The following is a 17,710-nucleotide window of genomic DNA, read 5'->3' on the forward strand; positions in this document are numbered from 1 at the left end:
CTCTCGCTACCAGAGGGTGCAGCCCACGGCAACCGGAGGATCGGTCAGCGATTGAGGAGGAAGACGGCCTGCTGGCCGAAAAGGTTCCAGAACCACCAGGGCGCATTGAGCGTCATGCGCGCGCCCGAGGCGTTGAGCGCGACCGCCTTGTCGATCGTCGCACCGACGTCCTCGCACAGCGCGACGAAGTCGCGAATGGTGCAGAAATGGATGTTCGGCGTGTCGTACCAGCTATAGGGCAGGTTGCGCGTCACCGGCATGCGGCCGAGGAAGCCGAGCGAGGCGCGCACGCTCCAATGGCCGAAATTCGGGAAGGAGACGATCGCCGACCGGCCGATCCGCAGCATCTGCTCGAGCACCTGGCGTGGATGGCCGGTCGCCTGGATGGTCTGCGACAGGATCACATAGTCGAAGGCGTCGTCCGGATAGTCGACGAGATCGGTATCGGCATTGCCCTGGATCACCGACAGGCCGCGGGCGACGCACTCGTTGACGCCCTTCTGCGACAGTTCGATGCCGCGGCCGTCGACCCCCCGCGTCTCCTCGAGGAGCTTCAGGAGATCGCCGTCGCCACAGCCGACATCGAGCACGCGCGCCCCCGGCGCGACGAGTTCGGCGATCGCGACGAGGTCGACGCGGGCGCCGAACGCATCCTTCGGCAGCGGGGTCACGGCCATCAGGCGATCCCCCGCGCCGCGGCGGCCGAGGAAAGGAAGCCGCGGATGGTGGCGAACATCTCCGGCTCGTCGAGCAGGAAGGCGTCGTGGCCGCGGTCGCTCTCGATCTCGACGAAGCTCACCGAGGCACCCGCCGCGTTGAGCGCCCGCACCACCGCCTTGCTCTCCTCGGTCGGGAACAGCCAGTCCGACGTGAAGGAGACGATGCAGAAGCGGGTCGCCGTGCCGCGGAAGACCTGCGCCAGCCGGCCGCCCGCATCGGCGGCGAGGTCGAAATAGTCCATCGCCCGGGTGACGTAGAGATAGGAATTGGCGTCGAAGCGGTCGACGAAGGTCAGGCCCTGATGGCGCAGATAGGACTCGACCTGGAAATCGGCGTCGAAGCCGAAGGCGATCTTCTCGCGGTTCTGCAGCTCGCGGCCGAACTTCCGGTGCAGCCCCTCCTCCGACATATAGGTGATGTGGGCGGCCATGCGGGCGACGGCGAGGCCCTTCTTCGGGTTTGTGCCGAGTTCGAGATAGCGGCCGCCATTCCACTCCGGATCGGCCATCACCGCCTGACGCCCGACCTCATGGAAGGCGATGTTCTGCGAGGAATGGCGCGCCGCGGTGGCGATCGGCAGGGCGCAGAAGACGCGCTGCGGATAGCTCGCCGCCCATTCGAGCACCTGCATGCCGCCCATCGAGCCGCCGGCGACGCAGAACAGCGTCTCGATGCCGAGCGCATCGACGAGCGCGGCCTGCGCCCGCACCATGTCGCGGATGGTGACGACGGGAAGATCGAGCCCCCAGACCCTGCCGGTCGCCGGATTGGTCGAGGCGGGGCCTGTGGTCCCCATGCAGCCGCCGAGCACATTCGAGCAGATGACGAAATAGCGGTCGGTATCGATCGGCTTGCCGGGGCCGACCATGGTCTCCCACCAGCCGGGCTTGCCGGTCACCGGATTGCGGCTCGCCGCGTGCTGGTCACCGGTCAGCGCATGACAGACGAGCACGGCATTCGAACGCTTCGCGTCGAGCGTGCCATAGGTCTGGTAGGCGATCTGCCAGTCCTCGATCGTCGCGCCGCTGTCGAGCACCAGCGGCCGCTCGCGGCCGAAGCGCATGACGAGGCTCGACGGCTGGTCGGCCTCGCCGAGCGCCCTCGTCCGCCGCTCCATGCCGGGATCGCCCGCCTCGGGCGGCGCTTTCGCCGCCGGCGCGTCCTGTCCGCTCACTGCCGTGCCGATCTCTCGCCGAATTGGGCGTTAGCTAGGGTCGCCGCCCCCCGGGTGTCAACCGGCAGCCCCCCGCGCCCGCGCCGCCTTCGTTGATTTCGCGGGCCGGCTTGCCTATGAAGATGCGCCTTTGCCGGCGGCCTTTCCGTCCGGCCTCCCAGCCCTCGAGACCCCCGCCATGGCCGCCTCCGGAGAAGCCGACGCCGACACGCTTGCCGCGCTCCGCGCGACGATCGACCGTCTCGATGCCGAGATGCACCACCGGCTGATCGAACGGTCGAGCGCGATCGGCGCGCTGATCAAGGCGAAGGGCATCGTCCGCCCGGGCGCCGCCTTCCGGCCGGCGCGCGAGGCGGACATGCTGCGCCGGCTCGTCGCCCGCCACGAAGGCGCGCTGCCGATCGCCACCGTCGAGCACATCTGGCGCGAGATCATCGCCACCTTCACCCGCGTCCAGGCCGGCTACGACGTCGCCTTCGACGCGAGCGTCGATGCCGAGGCGCTGCGCGACGTGGCGCGCTTCCTGTTCGGCTTCTCGGTCACGCTCACGGCGCGCGGCGGCCCGGCGGCGACGATCGCCCATATCCGCGAGAGCGGCACCGATCTCGGCGTGATCGGCCTCGCCCAGCCGGAGGAGGCGGGCGCCTGGTGGCGCGCGCTCGGCCGGCCCGGCGGCCCGCGGGCCATGGCGCTGCATCCCTTCATCAAGATTCCGGGCCGGCCCGTCGACGTGCCGGCCCTCATCGTTTCTCCCGACCTCACCGACGCGACGCCGCTCGAGATCGCCCTCTTCGCCGCCACCGCCCATCACGACGGGGTGCCGGACGAGACGATCGCCGCGGCGGGCGGCACGGTGCTCGCGCGCGCGGCCCGCGAACTGCTCGTCGCGATTCCCGCGGGGACGCGGCTCTCCGCCGTCGCCGCGCGCGCCGGGCTCGACGATGTCGCGCCGGTCGGTGGTGTCGCCCGCGGCGTCGCGCTCGGCGTCGCCGCCGATCCGCTCCTCTATGAGACCCTCGTGCCGGGAGCCCGCCCATGAGCGAGACCCTCGACCGGCCGGCACCGAAGCCCGGCATCCTCGACATCGCGCCTTACGTCCCCGGCAAATCGAAGGCGACGGGCGGCGACACGCTCTACAAGCTCTCCTCGAACGAGACGCCGCTCGGCCCGAGCCCGGCCGCGGTGGCGGCCTTCCGCGCGGCCGGCGACACGCTCGAGCTCTATCCGGACGGTGCTGCGACGGCGCTGCGCGCCGCGATCGCCGAGGCGCACGGCCTGGCGGCAGACCGGATCGTCTGCGGCAACGGCTCCGACGAGGTGCTCCACCTCGCCGCGCAGGCCTATCTCGGACCGGGCGACGAGGCGATCCACACCGAACACGGCTTCCTCGTCTATCCGATCGCCATCCGCGCCGCGGGTGCGATCCCGGTCGTCGCGCCGGAGCGGGACCGCACCACCGATGTCGACGCCATCCTTGCGCGGGTGACGCCGCGGACCCGGATGGTGTTCATCGCCAATCCGAACAATCCGACCGGCACCTATGTCCCCTTCTCCGAGGTGCGCCGCCTGCATGCCGCGCTGCCGCGCAACGTCGTGCTGGTGCTCGACGCGGCCTATGCCGAATATGTCCGGCGCAACGATTATGAGAGCGGCATCGAGCTCGCCGGTTCTGCCGACAATGTCGTCATGACGCGGACCTTCTCGAAGATCTACGGTCTCGCCGGCCTGCGCATCGGTTGGCTCTACGGGCCGGCGGCGATCGTCGACGCGCTCAACCGGATCCGCGGACCGTTCAACATCTCCGGTCCGGCGCTCGCCGCCGGCGTCGCGGCGGTGAAGGACCGCGCCCATGTCGAGGCCGCCGCTGCGCACAATGCGCTGTGGCTGCCGAAGGTCACGGAGGCGCTCGAGGCGCTCGGCCTCGCGGTGACGCCGAGCGTCGGCAATTTCGTGCTGATCCATTTCCCGGAGACGCCGGGCAGGACCGCGGCCGAGGCCGACGATTTCCTGCTCTCCCGCGGCGTCGTGGCGCGGCGGGTGACCTCCTACGGCTTCCCGAACGCGCTCCGCCTGACGATCGGCTCAGCCGAGGCGAACGCGGCGGCGATCGCGGGGCTCGCCGCCTTTCTCGGCAAGGCGGCGTGATGGCGGAGCGGTTCTTCGAGCGGCTCGCGCTCGTCGGCATCGGCCTGATCGGCTCGTCGATCGCGCTCGCGGCCCGCAGGAGCGGCGCGGTCGGCACGATCGCGATCGCGACGCGAACCCCGACGACGCTCGCCCGAGCCGAAGAACTCGGCCTCGGCGACGCCTATTTCGCCGATCCGGCGGAAGCGGTGAAAGGCGCCGACTGCGTCATCGTCTGCACGCCGGTCGGCGCCTGCGGCCTCGTCGCGGAGGCGATCGCGCCGGCGCTCGAGCGCGGCGCGGTGGTCTCCGATGTCGGCTCGGTCAAGGCGGCGGTGATCCGGGCGATGGCGCCGCATCTGCCGGAACACATCCATTTCGTGCCCGGCCATCCGATCGCCGGCACCGAGCATTCCGGCCCCGACGCGGGCTTCGCCGAGCTCTTCCGCAACCGCTGGACCATCCTCACCCCGGCCGAGACGGCCGATCCTGCCGCTGTCGAGCGCTTCGCCGGCTTCTGGCGGTCGTTCGGTGCGCATGTCGACACCATGTCGGCCGAGCACCATGATCTGGTGCTCGCCATCACGAGCCACCTGCCGCATCTGATCGCCTACAACATCGTCGGCACGGCGGCCGATCTCGAATCCGGCATCCGCTCGGAAGTGCTCAAATACTCCGCCTCGGGCTTCCGCGATTTCACCCGCATCGCGGCCTCCGATCCGACCATGTGGCGCGACGTCTTCCTCAACAATCGCGAGGCCGTGCTCGAAATGCTCGGCCGCTTCAACGAGGACCTGTCGCGGCTGCAGCGGGCGATCCGCTATGGCGACGGCGAGACGCTCTACGACCTGTTCAGCCGCACCCGCGCCATACGCCGTTCGATCATCGAGATCGGCCAGGACACCGCCGCGCCGGATTTCGGCCGGCCGCACTGAGCGGGCCGGCCGCCCCGTCCCCGAGGGGAGGGGCGGATGCCCGGCGTCTCAGAAATCCTCCGGCCCGTCGAGCGAGGGCGGCACGTCCTCGATCTCGTCCTCGGGCGGCGGCCCGGCGACGGCGCGGATCAGCGCCACCGCCTCGGGCGCATCCCATTCCGCAGGGCCCGACATCACGCCGACCGAACAGCCGTCGGGATCGACGATGATGCTCGTCGGCAGGCCGAGCGCCATGCCGCGGCTCTTCAGCGCGCCGAACACGCCAGTCGTCGGATCGCGATAGCGCACCAGCGCGGCGACGCCGATCTCGTCGAGGAAGGTGTCCGGCTTCTTCGGGTCGCCGGTGTCGATGGAAACGGTCACCACCTCGAACTTCTCGCTGCCCTCGGCCTTTTCGAGCGCGTCGAGGGCCGGCATCTCCTTGCGGCAGGGTGCGCACCAGGTCGCCCAGAGGTTGAGAAGGACGGTGCGGCCGGCGAAATCGGCGAGCGTCAGCTTCTGACCCGCAGGCGTCTCGAAGGCGAGATCGGTCAGACGCTGCGGCGTCTCGGCGACCTGGAAGGCGGCGACCTCGCCGGTCGCGAGCGGCTTCAGGCCCTCCGCGCGCTCCTTGGCGAGCGGACAGGCTGCCTCCGGTGCCGCCGCCACCGTCTCCGCCCCGTTGCCAGCGTCCTCGCGCGTCACGTATACCCCGGCGACGCCGGCCCCGATCCCCGCCACGGCGGCGAGGGCGAGGATCACGAAGGTGCGGCGCCGCTTGCCCGGCGCCCGGGTCTCGTCCATGTCCATCCTCCGGAGAGAGGTCCGATGAAGAACAGCATGTGGGGCGGCCGGTTCAGTTCCGGCCCGGACGCCATCATGGAAGAGATCAACGCGTCGATCGGGTTCGACCGGAAGCTCTACCGTCAGGACATCCGGGCCTCGAAGGCCCATGCCCGCATGCTCGCCCGACAGGGCATCATCGGCGCGGACGATGCCGAAAAGATCGTGGCCGGTCTAGACGCGATCGAGGGTGAGATCGACGCAGGCACGTTCACGTTTTCGCGGGCGCTCGAGGATATCCACCTCAACATCGAGAGCCGCCTGAAGACGCTGATCGGCGAGGCCGCCGGCCGGCTGCACACCGCCCGCTCGAGGAACGACCAGGTCGCGGTCGACTTCCGGCTCTGGGTGCGCGATGCGCTCGACGCGACCGATGCGGCGCTGCGCGACCTGCAGACGGCGCTCACCGACAAGGCCGCCGCCCATGCCGGCCTCGTGATGCCGGGCTTCACACACCTCCAGAGCGCCCAGCCCGTCACCTTCGGCCACCACCTCCTCGCCTATGTCGAGATGATCGGCCGCGACCGCGGCCGCTTCCGCGACGCCCGCGTGAGGATGAACGAATCGCCGCTCGGCGCGGCGGCGCTCGCCGGCACCTCCTTCCCGATCGACCGCACGGCGACGGCCGAGGCCCTCGGCTTCGACCGGCCGACGGCGAACTCGCTCGACAGCGTCTCGGACCGCGATTTCGCCATCGAGGCGCTGGCGGCGGCGGCGCTCACGGCGATCCACCTGTCGCGCTTCGCCGAGGAGATCGTGATCTGGACCTCGGCGCAGTTCCGCTTCATCCGCCTGTCGGACCGCTTCACCACCGGCTCGTCGATCATGCCGCAGAAGCGCAATCCCGACGCCGCCGAGCTCGTCCGGGCGAAGACCGGCCGCATCATCGGGGCGCAGAACGCGCTGATGATCGTCATGAAGGGCCTGCCGCTCGCCTATCAGAAGGACATGCAGGAAGATAAGGAACAGGTTTTCGACGCCTTCGAGAGCCTCGAGCTGGTGATCGCGGCGATGACGGGCATGGTGCGCGACATGGAACCCGACGCGGCGGTGATGAAGGCGGCGGCCGGATCGGGCTATGCGACCGCGACCGACCTCGCCGACTGGCTGGTGCGCACGCTCGGCCTGCCCTTCCGCGAGGCGCACCACGTCACCGGCCGGATCGTCGGCATCGCGGCGGAGCGAAGCGTCGAACTGGACGCGCTGCCGCTCGAGACGCTGCAGGCTGTTCATGCCGGCATCACGGCGGATGTCTATTCGGTGCTGACGGTCGAAAGCTCGGTCGCGAGCCGGACGAGCTATGGCGGCACGGCGCCCGACAATGTCCGCGCCGCGGCGATGCGCTGGCGCGCGCGGCTCGCCGCCGAGACGGCCGAACTTCCCGCATGACGCGGCGAACGGTTTCGCTAAGATGCGCGCCGAAACGGGATGGGCGCGACAGGGGATGCCGATGACCGACACGATCCTGAAGACGGCGGCGCTCGCCGCGCTGCTGGCGCTCGCCGGCTGCGGCGCCAATGGCGCGCCCGAGCCGCCGCCCGGCAGCGCGCAGGCCGAGGCCGCCAAGGCCGATCCGAAGCTCGACACCTCGAAGCCGGAAAAGCCGAAGCGCGACCTCTTCCTCGACCGGCTGCTCTGAGGTGCCGGTATCCCGGGCGGAACGACGCCGAGGTCCGGGACCCATGACGCAGGACGATATCTAAGGGGGCCGATCGGCCGGATCGGTCTCCGCCTTCGCGGGGATGACGACCCGTGGGACGGACACGGGCCGGAAAGACATGAACCATTTCGACTATCGCGACGGCGTGCTGCACGCCGAGGACGTGCCGCTGACGGCGATCGCCGCAGCGGTCGGCACGCCTTTCTGGTGCTATTCGACGGCGACGCTGGTGCGCCACGTCCGGGTCTTCCGCGAGGCGCTCGCCGGGCTCGACACGCTCGTCTGCTACGCCATGAAGGCGAATTCCAACCAGGCGATCCTGAAGCTCTTCGCCCGCGAGGGGCTCGGTTTCGACGTCGTCTCGGAGGGCGAACTGCGCCGCGCCCTCGCCGCCGGCGCCGATCCGAAGACGATCGTCTTTTCCGGCGTCGCGAAGACGGCGCGCGAGATCGCCCTCGCCCTCGACGCCGGCATCCTCTGCTTCAACGTCGAATCCGAGCCGGAGCTCGAGCGGATCTCCGAGATCGCCGACGCCAAGGGCGCGACCGCGGCGATCTCGCTCCGCATCAATCCCGACGTCGACGCCAAGACGCACGCCAAGATCACCACCGGCAAGGCCGAGAACAAGTTCGGCATCCCCTATGAGCGGGCCCGGCTCGTCTACGCGCGTGCCGCGGCGCTGCCGGGGCTCAGGGTCGCCGGCGTCGACATGCACATCGGCAGCCAGATCACCGACATGGCGCCCTATGACGCGGCCTATGGCCTGCTCGCCGATCTGGTGCGCGATCTGCGCGCCGACGGCCACGCCATCGACCATGTCGACGGCGGCGGCGGGCTCGGCGTGCCCTATCGCCTCGACGAGCCGCCACCGCCCGACCCACGGGCCTTCGCGGCGATCGTCAGGAAGCGGCTCGGCAATCTCGGCGCGCGCATCCTGTTCGAGCCGGGCCGGGTGTTCGTCGGCAATGCCGGCGTGCTGGTCAGCGAGGTCGTCTATCTGAAGGCCGGTGCAACGAAGAGTTTCGTCATCGTCGACGCCGGCATGAACGACCTGATCCGGCCGACCCTCTACGAGGCCCATCACGACATTCGCCCGGTCGGCGAGCCGGCGCCGGACGCCCGCACCATCGTCGCCGATGTGGTCGGCGGCGTCTGCGAGACCGGCGACTATCTGGCGCTCGACCGGGCGATGCCGCAGCCGAAGGCCGGCGACCTCCTCGCCGTGATGACCGCCGGTGCCTATGGCGCGGTGCAGTCCTCGACCTACAACACCCGGCCTCTCGCCGCCGAGGTGCTCGTCGACGGCGACCGCTTCGCGGTGATCCGGCCGCGCCAGAGCTTCGACGAGCTGATCGGCCTCGACCGGTTGCCCGACTGGCTCGCCGACTGACCGCCCGCGGGCCGCTCGCGCAGGCGTGACCGGGCCGGCCGGCGGCCGGCCCGACTTTTGCCTTGCCTTCGACCCGGATCCGCCCCAGCCTTTCCGTTCAATGCTCGGCGGAGGGGTGCGGACCAGGTGGAGCGGCGGACATGACCGATCCGGTCGACCGGCAGACGCAGACGCGCGACGTGCCGGAGACGGGCGATATCCCGGCCACGGCCGAAGCGCAGGCCCGCGCCCGCATCGCCGCGGCGATCGGCCGGGCCCGCGGCGCGCTGCTCTGGGAAGCGCTGTGGCCGCGTCTCGTGCCGATCCTCGCGACGATCGGCCTGTTCGTCGCGCTCGCCTGGCTCGGCCTCTTCGAGCGCCTGCCGGCGATCCCCCGCTTCGGCCTCATCGGCCTCATCGCGGTCGCGCTGCTCGGCTTTGCCGTCCGGCTCGCCCGGATCGCGCCGCCGGCGGACGACGCGCCCCTCGGCCGCGTCGAACGAGAAAGCGGCGTGCCGCATCGTCCGGCGACCTCGTTCACCGACCGTCTGGCGCTCGGCGCGGAGGATCCGTTCGCGCGGGCGCTCTGGCAGGCGCATCGGCGCCGGGCGCTCGCCGGGCTCGAGCGGCTCGCCGCCGGATGGCCGCGTCCGCGCATGCCCGAGCACGACCCCTATGGGCTCCGCCTCGTCGTGCCGCTGCTGCTCTTCGTCGGCTTCTTCGCCGCCGGGCCGGACCGGCTGGACCGGCTCGCCGGGGCGTTCCGGCTCGGGCCGGCGGCGGCAGTGACGGTGGCACGGATCGATGCCTGGGTGACGCCGCCCGCCTATACCGACCGGCCGCCGCTCTTTCTCACCGGCGCGGCGTCGCGGACGGGAGCGGCAGAGCCGCTCGACGTGCCGGCGGGCAGCGTCGTCACGGTGCGGATCGCCGACGGCCCGACGCTCGCCGCGACCGCGCGCGGCGCCGACGGCACGGCGCTCGCCCCCGCGGCACCCGACGCCGCAGCCGTCCCGGCCACGCCGGCCGCCGCGGCCGCTCCGGATGCCGCTGCGCCGCGCGAGACCCGCTTCACCCTCATCACCGACGCCACAGTCGCGGTCACCGGCGGCGCCGAGGCACGGAGCTGGCCCTTCACCGTCGTTCCGGACCGCGTACCCGCGATCGCGATCACCCGCGATCCGCAGCAGACGGCGGCCGGCGCGCTCTCGCTCGGCTACCGCATCAGCGACGATTACGGCGTCGTCTCCGCCGAGGCGCGCTTCGAGCCGGCCGACCCGACGCTCGCGGAGGAAGGACGGCGGCCGCTCGTCGCGGCGCCGACCGTGCCGCTCGTGCTGCCGCAATTGCGCACGCGCTCCGGCGAGGCGGAGACGATCCGCGATCTCGCCGCCCACCCCTGGGCCGGCGGGCGGGTGAAGATGACGCTCGCCGCCCGCGACGAGGCCGGCCAGGAGGGGCTCTCGGCGCCGTTCGATTTCGTGCTGCCGGCGCGGCTATTCCGCAATCCGATCGCCCGTGCGCTCGTCGAGCAGCGGCGGCTGCTGGCGCTCGACGCCGGCATGCGGCCCCGCGTCGCCACCGCGCTCGACGTGCTGACGCTCGAACCCGCGCGGTTCGAGACCCCGGGCCCCTATCTGGCGCTGCGGGCCGCCTATCGCCGCACCGTCGAGGCAAACACCGACGACGAACTGCGCGAGGTGGTCGACCTCCTGTGGCAGATCGCGCTCGGGCTCGAGGACGGCGACGTCTCGCTCGCCGCCCGGGATCTCCGCGCCGCGCAGGATGCGCTCCGCCAGGCGCTCGAGAACGGCGCGAGCGACGAGGAACTCGAGCGGCTGATGCAGGAGCTCCGGCAGGCGATGAACGCCTATATGGAGGCGCTCGCCCGCGAGGCGATGCGCAATCCGCAATCCGCCCAGCCGATGGATCCCAATACGCCGACGCTGCGCGCGGAAGACCTGCAGAAGATGCTCGACCGGCTGGAGGATCTCGCCCGCACCGGCTCGCGCGACGCGGCGCGCCAGATGCTCTCCGAACTGCAGCAGATGATGGAGAACATGGAGGCGGCGCGCCAACAGCCCGCCCCCGGCGAGAATTCCGGCGCGATGCAGCAGCAGATGGAGCAGCTCGCCGACATGATCCGCCGCCAGCAGCAGCTGATGGACCGGACCTTCGATGCCGAACGGCGCTCGGGCGAGGGGAGCGGCGACGGCGAATCGTCGATGACCGCGGAGGAGATGCGCCAGCTTCTCGACCAGCTCCGGCGCGACCAGCAGGCGCTCGCCGAACAATTGCAGCAGATGATGGAAGGGATGCAGGGCCAGAACGGCCAGGAGGGCGAGGCTGGTCGGCAAGGCCGGCAACAGGGCGAGGGTGAACAGCCGGGCGGCGAAGGCGCCGGGCGGCTCGGCGAGGCCGGCCGTGCGATGGGCGAGGCCGGTCGTCAGATCGGCCGCGGCCGCCCCGGTGATGCCGTCGGCGAGCAGGGCCGGGCGCTGCAGGCGCTGCGCGACGCGGCGCGCGGCATGGCGGAGCAGATGGCCCGCAACGGCCAGCAGCCCGGCGGTGTGCGCCAGGGCAGCGGCCAGCCCGGCCGGGAGGACCCGCTCGGCCGGCCGCAGCGGACGCAGGGTCCGGATATGGGGTCGACCGTCAAGGTGCCGGACGAGATCGACGTGCAACGGGCGCGCGAGATCCTCGAGACCATCCGCCGCCGGCTCGTCGACCCGTTCCGCCTGCCGCTCGAGCGCGATTATCTCGAGCGGTTGCTCGAGCGCTATTGAGGCGCGATCAGGCGGCCGTGCGGCGCAGCTTGGCCGCGAGCGCGTCGTTGACCGCGGCGCGAATCTGGGCGAGCGAGAAGGGCTTCGGCACGACATCGTGCACCACGGCGTCGAGCCCGTCGGCCCGTTCCCGCTGATGGGCGAAGCCGGTCATCAGCAGGATGGTGAGACCCGGCCAGACGCCCGCGGCGCCGCGGGCGAGCGCGATGCCGTCCATCACCGGCATCTGGATGTCGGAGAGCAGGAGGTCGAACGCGCCCTCCTCGCGCGCCAGCACGTCCATCGCCTCGGCGCCGTCCTCGGCGGCGAGCGTCTCGTGGCCGTCGAGCTGCAGCGCCCTGAGCACGAAGCTCCTGACCGAATGATCGTCCTCGGTCACGAGAATGCGGGCCATCGTCCTCTCCCCTTCCCCGCTCACTCTTCCACCACGCCGACGAAGGGCAGTTCGCGGAAGGCGTGCGCCACGTCCATGCCGTAGCCGACGACGAAGTAATCCGGGCACTCGAAGCCGACATGGTCGGCCTCGACGGGCGTCACCGCCTTGCCGGTCTTGTGCAGCAGCACCGCGATGCCGACCCGCCGCGCCCCGCGCGACACCATCAGGTCGCGGGCGAAGGCGAGCGTGCGGCCCGATTCGAGGATGTCGTCGACGAGCAGCACGTCGCGCCCGGCGACCTCGCTCTCGATGTCGCGCACGACACGCACCGCGCCGGAGGATTCGGTCCCGCCGCCATAGCTCGACAGCGAGATGAACTCGACCTCGGGCGCCAGTCCCGCTGCGTGCAGCGCACGGATCAGGTCGGCGGCGAAGACGAAGCTGCCCTTCAGGATCGAGATGACGAGCAGGTCGCGATAACCGGCGGCCGCGATTTCGGCGGCCACCGCCCGGTTGCGGGCGGCGATCGTCTCGGCATCGTAGAGCACGCGGATCGAGCGGCCACGAACGGTCGGCATCAGCGGGCCTCCCCGGCGGTGTCGCACGGCACGGCGGTCTTTCTTCGGCGGTCGGTCTCGCTCGGTCTCGTCGTCACGTCGGCAGCGCCTCGTCCTCGTTTTCGAGAGGCACTATGGGCCGAAAGCCCTAATGAGTGGCAACCAAACCCGGGGGCCGCGCCCCGTCTTCGCCTTGTTCGGCTGGCAAGGGGCGGACGAAAGGCGTGAAAACCGCGTCATCGTCAACAGAAGCTTAACGGCGCGCGGCGAAAGTCGGGGCGTCTGTGAAGGGGGTGGAAGCGGCGTGATCCGGTTCGAGAATGTGGGGCTGCGCTATGGCATGGGTCCCGAGGTCCTGCGCGACCTCAACCTGCGCATCGATCCGCGCTCCTTCCAGTTCCTGACCGGCCCGTCCGGCGCGGGCAAGACGACGTTGCTGCGCCTGCTCTTCCTCGCGCTGAAGCCGACGCGCGGCCTGATCACCGTGTTCGGCCGCGACACGGCGACGCTGCCCAAGGCCGACCTGCCGGCGCTGCGCCGGCGGATCGGCGTCGTCTACCAGGATTTCCGGCTGCTCGACCATCTGACCACCTTCGAGAATGTCGCGCTGCCCTTGCGCGTGCTCGGGCGGGAGGAATCGAGCTATCGCGCCGATGTCGTCGAACTCCTGAAATGGGTCGGCCTGGGCGACCGCATGCACGCCTATCCGCCGGTGCTGTCGGGCGGCGAGAAGCAGCGCGCGGCGATCGCCCGGGCGTTGATCGGGCAGCCCGAGATCCTGCTCGCCGACGAGCCGACCGGCAATGTCGACCCGCCGCTCGCCAAGCGGCTCTTGCGGCTCTTCATCGAGCTCAACCGGCTCGGCACGTCGGTCGTCATTGCGACGCACGACATCGGCCTGATGAACCAGTTCGACGCGCGCCGGCTGGTGCTGCACGAGGGGCGGCTGACCATCTATGAGTGAGGCGGCCGAGACGAGGACGCGGCACCCGGCGAGGGGCGCGGGATTGGCGGCGCTGCTGCCGCGGCGCAATACCCGCACGCGCCGCCCGCCCGGCGCGCCGCAGATGGGGCCGATCGTGCCGGCGGCGTCGATCGCCAGCCGGTCGCTCACCATGGTGGTCGCGATCATGAGCTTCCTCGCCTGCCTGACGCTCGGCGCCGTCACGCTGGTGCGCGACGCCTCGCGCGACTGGCAGAACGACGTGACGCGCGAGCTCACCATCCAGATACGGCCGGTCGACGGGATCGACGCCGATCAGGAAGCGGCGAAGGCGGCGTCGATCGCCGCGGCGCAGCCGGGCGTCGCGAGCGCCCGTGCCCTCGAGCAATGGGAGAATGCGAAGCTCCTCGAGCCCTGGATCGGCTCCGGCCTCGAACTGACCGATCTGCCGATCCCCCGCCTCGTCGTCGTCACGCTCGATGCGCCGGACGCGGTCGACCTCTCCGCGCTCTCGGCCCGCCTCGCCGCGGAGGTGCGCGGCGCCAGTCTCGACGACCACCGCACCTGGTCGGACCGGCTGAAGACGATGGCGAACGCGACCGTGATCGTCGGCTTCTCGATCCTCGGCCTCGTCTTCGTCGCCACCGTGCTCTCCGTCGTCTTCGCGACACGCGGTGCGATGGCGAGCAATGACGACGTCGTCAGCGTGCTGACCCTCGTCGGCGCCGAGCCGCGCTTCGTCGCGCGCGAGTTCCAGCGGCATTTCCTTCTCCTCGGCCTCAGGGGCGGACTCGCCGGGGCGATCGGTGCGGCGCTCCTCTTCGCGCTGCTGAGCCTCACCATCGGCCGCTCCTTCGCGACGCCGGAGAGCGACCAGGTCTCCGCCCTTTTCGGCCAGTTCGCGATCGGCCCGACCGGCTATGTCGGCGCCGTCGCGATCGCCTTCCTGATCGCCGTGATGACCGCCGTGACCTCGCGCATCACGGTCTATCGCGCCATCGCCGGGGGCATATGAGCCGGTCCGACTCCGCCCAGCGCCGGCCGCATTTCGCTGTCATGGGTGCGCCATGATGGGTTCGCCATGAGCGACGCGGCGCGCAGTTTTTCGATGGCCGGCGAAGATCACGCCCTCCGGCGGCGGCGGGGACGGCGCCTCGTTCGCAGCATCAGGCGCGCGCTCGTCGCGACCCTCGTCCCCGTGCTCCTCGGCGCGGTGGCGCTCGATTTCGACCGTTTCGCGGATCGCGCGGTGCGGGCCGGAGGGGCGACCGCCGAACATGCCGACGCGATCGTCGCGCTGACCGGCGGACCCGCCCGCATCGAGCGCGCCCTCGACCTCCTCGCCGCCAACCGCGCCGGGCGGCTGTTCATCTCCGGCGTCCATCCCGGCGTCGGCACGCCGGAACTCGCCGACCAGGTGCCGCCGGCCCGCCGGCGCTATCTCGAATGCTGCGCCGAGCTCGGCTACGCCGCCCAGAACACGATCGGCAATGCCGACGAGACGCGCGACTGGGCGATCCGCAACGGCGTGCGCTCCCTGATCGTCGTGACGAGCGCTTTTCACATGCCGCGCTCGCTCGCCGAATTCGCCCGCGCGATGCCGGACGTCCGGCTGATCCCCTATCCGGTTTCGAACGGCAGCGGCGCCGAGATCGCCTGGTGGCGCGATGGCGACACGCTGCGCCTTCTCGCCGCCGAATACGTGAAGTATACGCTCGCTCGTGCGCGGATGCTCCTGTGGACGCCGCAGCGCGGGACGGCGCTCGCGGCCTCCGACCCCGCGCCCTGAGCCCCGCCGCAGTCCGCCCCGGCCATGATCGTCCTGCGCTCCGCGCTCTATCACATCGGCTTCTACGTGATCATGGCGGCGATCTTCGCGGTCACGCTGCCCTTCTTCTTCTTCCTCCCGCACGGTGCGGCGATGCGGGTGGTGCGCTTCTGGTCGGCATCGAGCGTCTGGTGGCTCAGGGTCGCCGCCGGCCTGAGGCTCGAACTGCGGGGTCTCGACAAGCTGCCGCCCGGCGGCGCGATCCTCGCGGCGAAGCATCAGGCGGCGATCGAGACCTTCGCGCTCGTGCCGCTCTTCGCAGACCCGACCTATGTGATGAAGCGGGAGCTGATGCGGATCCCGCTGTTCGGCTGGTATACTTGGAAGGCCGGCATGATCCCCGTCGACCGCGCGGGCGGCGCGAAGGCGCTGCGGGCGCTCGCCGCGCGGGTGCGTGCGGCCGTCGAGGCCGGCCGGCAGGTGATCATCTTCCCGGAAGGCACCCGCCGTCCGCCCGGCGCCCCGCCCGACTACAAGCCCGGCGTGATGCTGCTCTATCGCGAGACCGGCCTGCCGGTCTTCCCCGTCGCGCTCAACACCGGGCTCTACTGGCCGCGCACCAGCCTCAGGCGCTATCCCGGCACCATGGTGATCGAGATCCTCGACCCGATCCCGCCGGGCCTCGACGCGAAGCGCTTCGGCCGCGAATTGCAGGCGCGCATCGAGCCCGCTTCCGACCGGCTGATCGCCGAGGCCGCGGCGAGCGCACGGCCGCCGCCGATCCCGCCCGAGGCGGCGGCCCGCCTCGCCGCGCTCAGCCCGGCGTGACCGGATCCGCGGCGAGTTCCGCCGCCAGCCAATCGAGCAGCGGATCGCCGATGCCGAGCAGCCTCAGATGAGCCACGGTCGCGGTGACGTAATCGCGGTTCGGCCCGGCGATGCCGGCGCTGCCGCGCACGATCCCGAGCACCTCGGCCGGGGCGAGCGGCCCGGAATATTGCGGATGCGTCCGATTGACGACATAGGTCAGCGCCGGCACCGTGCCGCCCGGGACGCCGCCGAGGCGGACCGGGCGGACCACCTCGCGATAGGCGTCGGTGACGAGTTCGCGGGCGCGCAGATAGGCGATGACCGGTTCCCGTTCGGCGCGCGGCACCCGGAAGGCGAGGCCGCGGCAGGAGCCGCCGCGGTCGAGCCCGAGGACGAGGCCCGGCCGCTCCGGCGTGCCGCGATAGACGTGGGACCAGATGCAGAGCGCGCGACGGGCGCCGTGCAGATGGGCCGGGACCGCCTCGGCGAACTCGAAACCGGGCCGCCACATCAGCGACCCGTAACCGAAGACCCAGAAGTCCGACATGGGAATGCGGCACCCGCGAATTGCCGGGCGAAGCTAGAGGTTCGATCGCGATGACGCAATCCGAGGCTGAAGATCCCGCGGCCGGGCCGCGTCCGAGGAGCCGCACCGCGCGCAAGATCCGCCTTCTGTTCGTGGCGGTGATCGCGGTCATGCTGCTGTGGACCGCGCTGTGGTTCGGCGGCACCCATTACGGCGCGCGCGAACTCGACCGGATGATCGCCGCGGCGGGCGAGCGCGGCGACCAGATCACCTGTCTCGACCGGCGGATCGGCGGCTTCCCCTTCCAGCTCGACCTCTCCTGCAGCAAGACGGCCTTTTCGAGCGCCGAGGCGGGCGTGAGCGCGACGCTCGGCGCGAGCGAGGCGGTCACCCTCGTCTACGATCCGATGCACGTCATCCTCGCCGCGGCCGGGCCGCTCGAGGCGAGCGCCGGCGACGCGACCCTCGAAGCCAACTGGGCGCGGCTGCGGTCGAGCGTGCGGGTCGACACCGAACGGCTGCGGCGCATCTCGCTCGTGCTCGACCAGCCCGACATCGCGGTCGTCCTGACGGACGGCATGGATCCGCTGCGCGCCAAGGCGACCCACAGCGAACTCCACCTCGGCGGCGAGACGCCGGACCGCGAGACGCTCGAGCTCGCCTTTCAGTCGCAGGGCCTGACGCTCGACGTGCCGGATGGTCCGCCGATCCCTGAGGCCGATGTCTCGGTGGCGGTCGACCTGCCGGGCGCCCTGCCGCGCAAGAACGGCCCGGAACCGCTCGCCGGCTGGCTCGCCGCGGGGCGCCGCATCGGCCTGCAATTCCTCGATCTGTCGGTCGCCGGCTTCCGCGTCCGGGCGGAGGGCGACCTCGCCTTCGACGAGAAGGGCCGGCTCTCCGGCACGATGGCGCTCCGCTTCGCCGGCCTCGATACCTTGCCCGATCTCGTCGCGCAGTTCGCACCCGACGAGCGCGATACGGTGGCGCAAGGGGCGGCCGCGCTCGCCGCCTTCACGCGGCGCGTCGAGGCGGACGGCGTCACCTGGCAGGAGGCGACGCTCGCCATCGACAAGGGCGTCGTGCGCGCCGGGCTGATCCCACTCGGCCGGCTGCCGCGGATCACCCTGCCGCAGCCCTGAA

The 17,710-nt window shown here is 71.3% G+C and carries 18 protein-coding genes; 12 read left to right on the top strand and 6 right to left on the bottom strand.

The window, feature by feature from the left end; genetic code table 11:
* Window positions 1-44: 44 nt before the first annotated feature.
* Window positions 45-677 (bottom strand): methionine biosynthesis protein MetW, encoded by a 633-nt coding sequence (metW, locus tag GGQ63_RS19980; RefSeq protein WP_183858384.1) that lies wholly within the window; start codon window positions 675-677, stop codon window positions 45-47.
* Entirely contained in the window at window positions 677-1,837 is a 1,161-nt protein-coding gene (metX, locus tag GGQ63_RS19985) for a homoserine O-acetyltransferase MetX (protein ID WP_183858421.1), read from the bottom strand. The genes metW and metX overlap by 1 nt, the downstream gene beginning before the upstream one ends.
* 235 nt (window positions 1,838-2,072) lie before the next feature.
* Between metX and GGQ63_RS19990 the strand changes: the two genes are divergently transcribed.
* From GGQ63_RS19990 to GGQ63_RS20000, 3 genes are read left to right on the top strand one after another with little or no spacing between them, the layout of a single operon-like run.
* A complete protein-coding gene (locus tag GGQ63_RS19990) occupies window positions 2,073-2,933 on the top strand; it encodes a chorismate mutase (RefSeq protein WP_183858385.1) in 861 nt (286 codons plus the stop codon).
* Window positions 2,930-4,039 carry a histidinol-phosphate transaminase gene (gene hisC, locus GGQ63_RS19995; RefSeq protein ID WP_183858386.1) on the top strand — a complete coding sequence of 370 codons (1,110 nt, stop codon included), beginning with the start codon at window positions 2,930-2,932 and terminating at the stop codon, window positions 4,037-4,039. The genes GGQ63_RS19990 and hisC overlap by 4 nt, the downstream gene beginning before the upstream one ends.
* Window positions 4,039-4,953, top strand: a complete 915-nt coding sequence (locus GGQ63_RS20000; RefSeq protein WP_183858387.1) for a prephenate/arogenate dehydrogenase family protein — start codon at window positions 4,039-4,041, stop codon at window positions 4,951-4,953. Before hisC ends, GGQ63_RS20000 begins: the two co-directional genes overlap by 1 nt.
* 48 nt (window positions 4,954-5,001) lie before the next feature.
* Here GGQ63_RS20000 and tlpA read toward each other — a convergent pair whose 3' ends face one another.
* Window positions 5,002-5,736, bottom strand: coding sequence for a thiol:disulfide interchange protein TlpA (gene tlpA, locus GGQ63_RS20005; RefSeq protein ID WP_183858388.1), 735 nt, complete (start codon window positions 5,734-5,736; stop codon window positions 5,002-5,004).
* A gap of 24 nt (window positions 5,737-5,760) precedes the next feature.
* On the opposite strand from tlpA, the gene argH reads away from it, so the two are divergent.
* The 4 genes from argH (at window position 5,761) to GGQ63_RS20025 (ending at window position 11,590) form a co-directional block, all read left to right on the top strand.
* On the top strand, window positions 5,761-7,164 hold the full coding sequence (argH, locus tag GGQ63_RS20010) for an argininosuccinate lyase (protein ID WP_183858389.1): 1,404 nt from the start codon (window positions 5,761-5,763) through the stop codon (window positions 7,162-7,164).
* A 61-nt stretch (window positions 7,165-7,225) separates the two neighbouring features.
* Window positions 7,226-7,414 carry a hypothetical protein gene (locus tag GGQ63_RS20015; protein ID WP_183858390.1) on the top strand — a complete coding sequence of 63 codons (189 nt, stop codon included), beginning with the start codon at window positions 7,226-7,228 and terminating at the stop codon, window positions 7,412-7,414.
* A gap of 139 nt (window positions 7,415-7,553) precedes the next feature.
* Window positions 7,554-8,825, top strand: a complete 1,272-nt coding sequence (gene lysA, locus GGQ63_RS20020; RefSeq protein WP_183858391.1) for a diaminopimelate decarboxylase — start codon at window positions 7,554-7,556, stop codon at window positions 8,823-8,825.
* Between the two features lie 140 nt (window positions 8,826-8,965).
* Window positions 8,966-11,590 (top strand): TIGR02302 family protein, encoded by a 2,625-nt coding sequence (locus tag GGQ63_RS20025; RefSeq protein WP_183858392.1) that lies wholly within the window; start codon window positions 8,966-8,968, stop codon window positions 11,588-11,590.
* A 7-nt stretch (window positions 11,591-11,597) separates the two neighbouring features.
* Here the strand turns inward: GGQ63_RS20025 and GGQ63_RS20030 are convergent, their stop codons facing one another.
* Window positions 11,598-11,984, bottom strand: coding sequence for a response regulator (locus tag GGQ63_RS20030; RefSeq protein ID WP_183858393.1), 387 nt, complete (start codon window positions 11,982-11,984; stop codon window positions 11,598-11,600).
* A gap of 20 nt (window positions 11,985-12,004) precedes the next feature.
* Complete coding sequence (gene hpt / locus GGQ63_RS20035) at window positions 12,005-12,544, bottom strand: hypoxanthine phosphoribosyltransferase (protein WP_183858394.1); 540 nt, start codon at window positions 12,542-12,544, stop codon at window positions 12,005-12,007.
* A 283-nt stretch (window positions 12,545-12,827) separates the two neighbouring features.
* Between hpt and ftsE the strand changes: the two genes are divergently transcribed.
* From ftsE to GGQ63_RS20055, 4 genes are all read left to right on the top strand, one after another.
* Window positions 12,828-13,487: a cell division ATP-binding protein FtsE gene (ftsE, locus tag GGQ63_RS20040; protein ID WP_183858395.1), complete on the top strand. Its 660-nt coding sequence runs from the start codon at window positions 12,828-12,830 to the stop codon at window positions 13,485-13,487.
* A gap of 43 nt (window positions 13,488-13,530) precedes the next feature.
* Window positions 13,531-14,481 (top strand): cell division protein FtsX, encoded by a 951-nt coding sequence (locus GGQ63_RS20045; RefSeq protein WP_246429899.1) that lies wholly within the window; start codon window positions 13,531-13,533, stop codon window positions 14,479-14,481.
* 66 nt (window positions 14,482-14,547) lie between these two features.
* Window positions 14,548-15,255 (top strand): YdcF family protein, encoded by a 708-nt coding sequence (locus GGQ63_RS20050; RefSeq protein WP_183858397.1) that lies wholly within the window; start codon window positions 14,548-14,550, stop codon window positions 15,253-15,255.
* A 24-nt stretch (window positions 15,256-15,279) separates the two neighbouring features.
* Entirely contained in the window at window positions 15,280-16,062 is a 783-nt protein-coding gene (locus GGQ63_RS20055) for a lysophospholipid acyltransferase family protein (protein WP_183858398.1), read from the top strand.
* On the opposite strand, the gene GGQ63_RS20060 is transcribed toward GGQ63_RS20055, so the two are convergent.
* The gene (locus GGQ63_RS20060) at window positions 16,049-16,591 is read right to left on the bottom strand and encodes a gamma-glutamylcyclotransferase (RefSeq protein ID WP_183858399.1); all 543 of its coding nucleotides are present in this window, start codon (window positions 16,589-16,591) and stop codon (window positions 16,049-16,051) included. The genes GGQ63_RS20055 and GGQ63_RS20060 overlap by 14 nt on opposite strands.
* Window positions 16,592-16,641: 50 nt before the next feature.
* Here GGQ63_RS20060 and GGQ63_RS20065 point away from each other — a divergent pair, with 50 nt between their 5' ends.
* The gene (locus GGQ63_RS20065; RefSeq protein WP_183858400.1) at window positions 16,642-17,709 is read left to right on the top strand and encodes a DUF2125 domain-containing protein; all 1,068 of its coding nucleotides are present in this window, start codon (window positions 16,642-16,644) and stop codon (window positions 17,707-17,709) included.
* Window position 17,710 lies beyond the last annotated feature (1 nt).

This window comes from Prosthecomicrobium pneumaticum (assembly GCF_014199915.1).
Taxonomy (GTDB): domain Bacteria; phylum Pseudomonadota; class Alphaproteobacteria; order Rhizobiales; family Kaistiaceae; genus Prosthecomicrobium; species Prosthecomicrobium pneumaticum.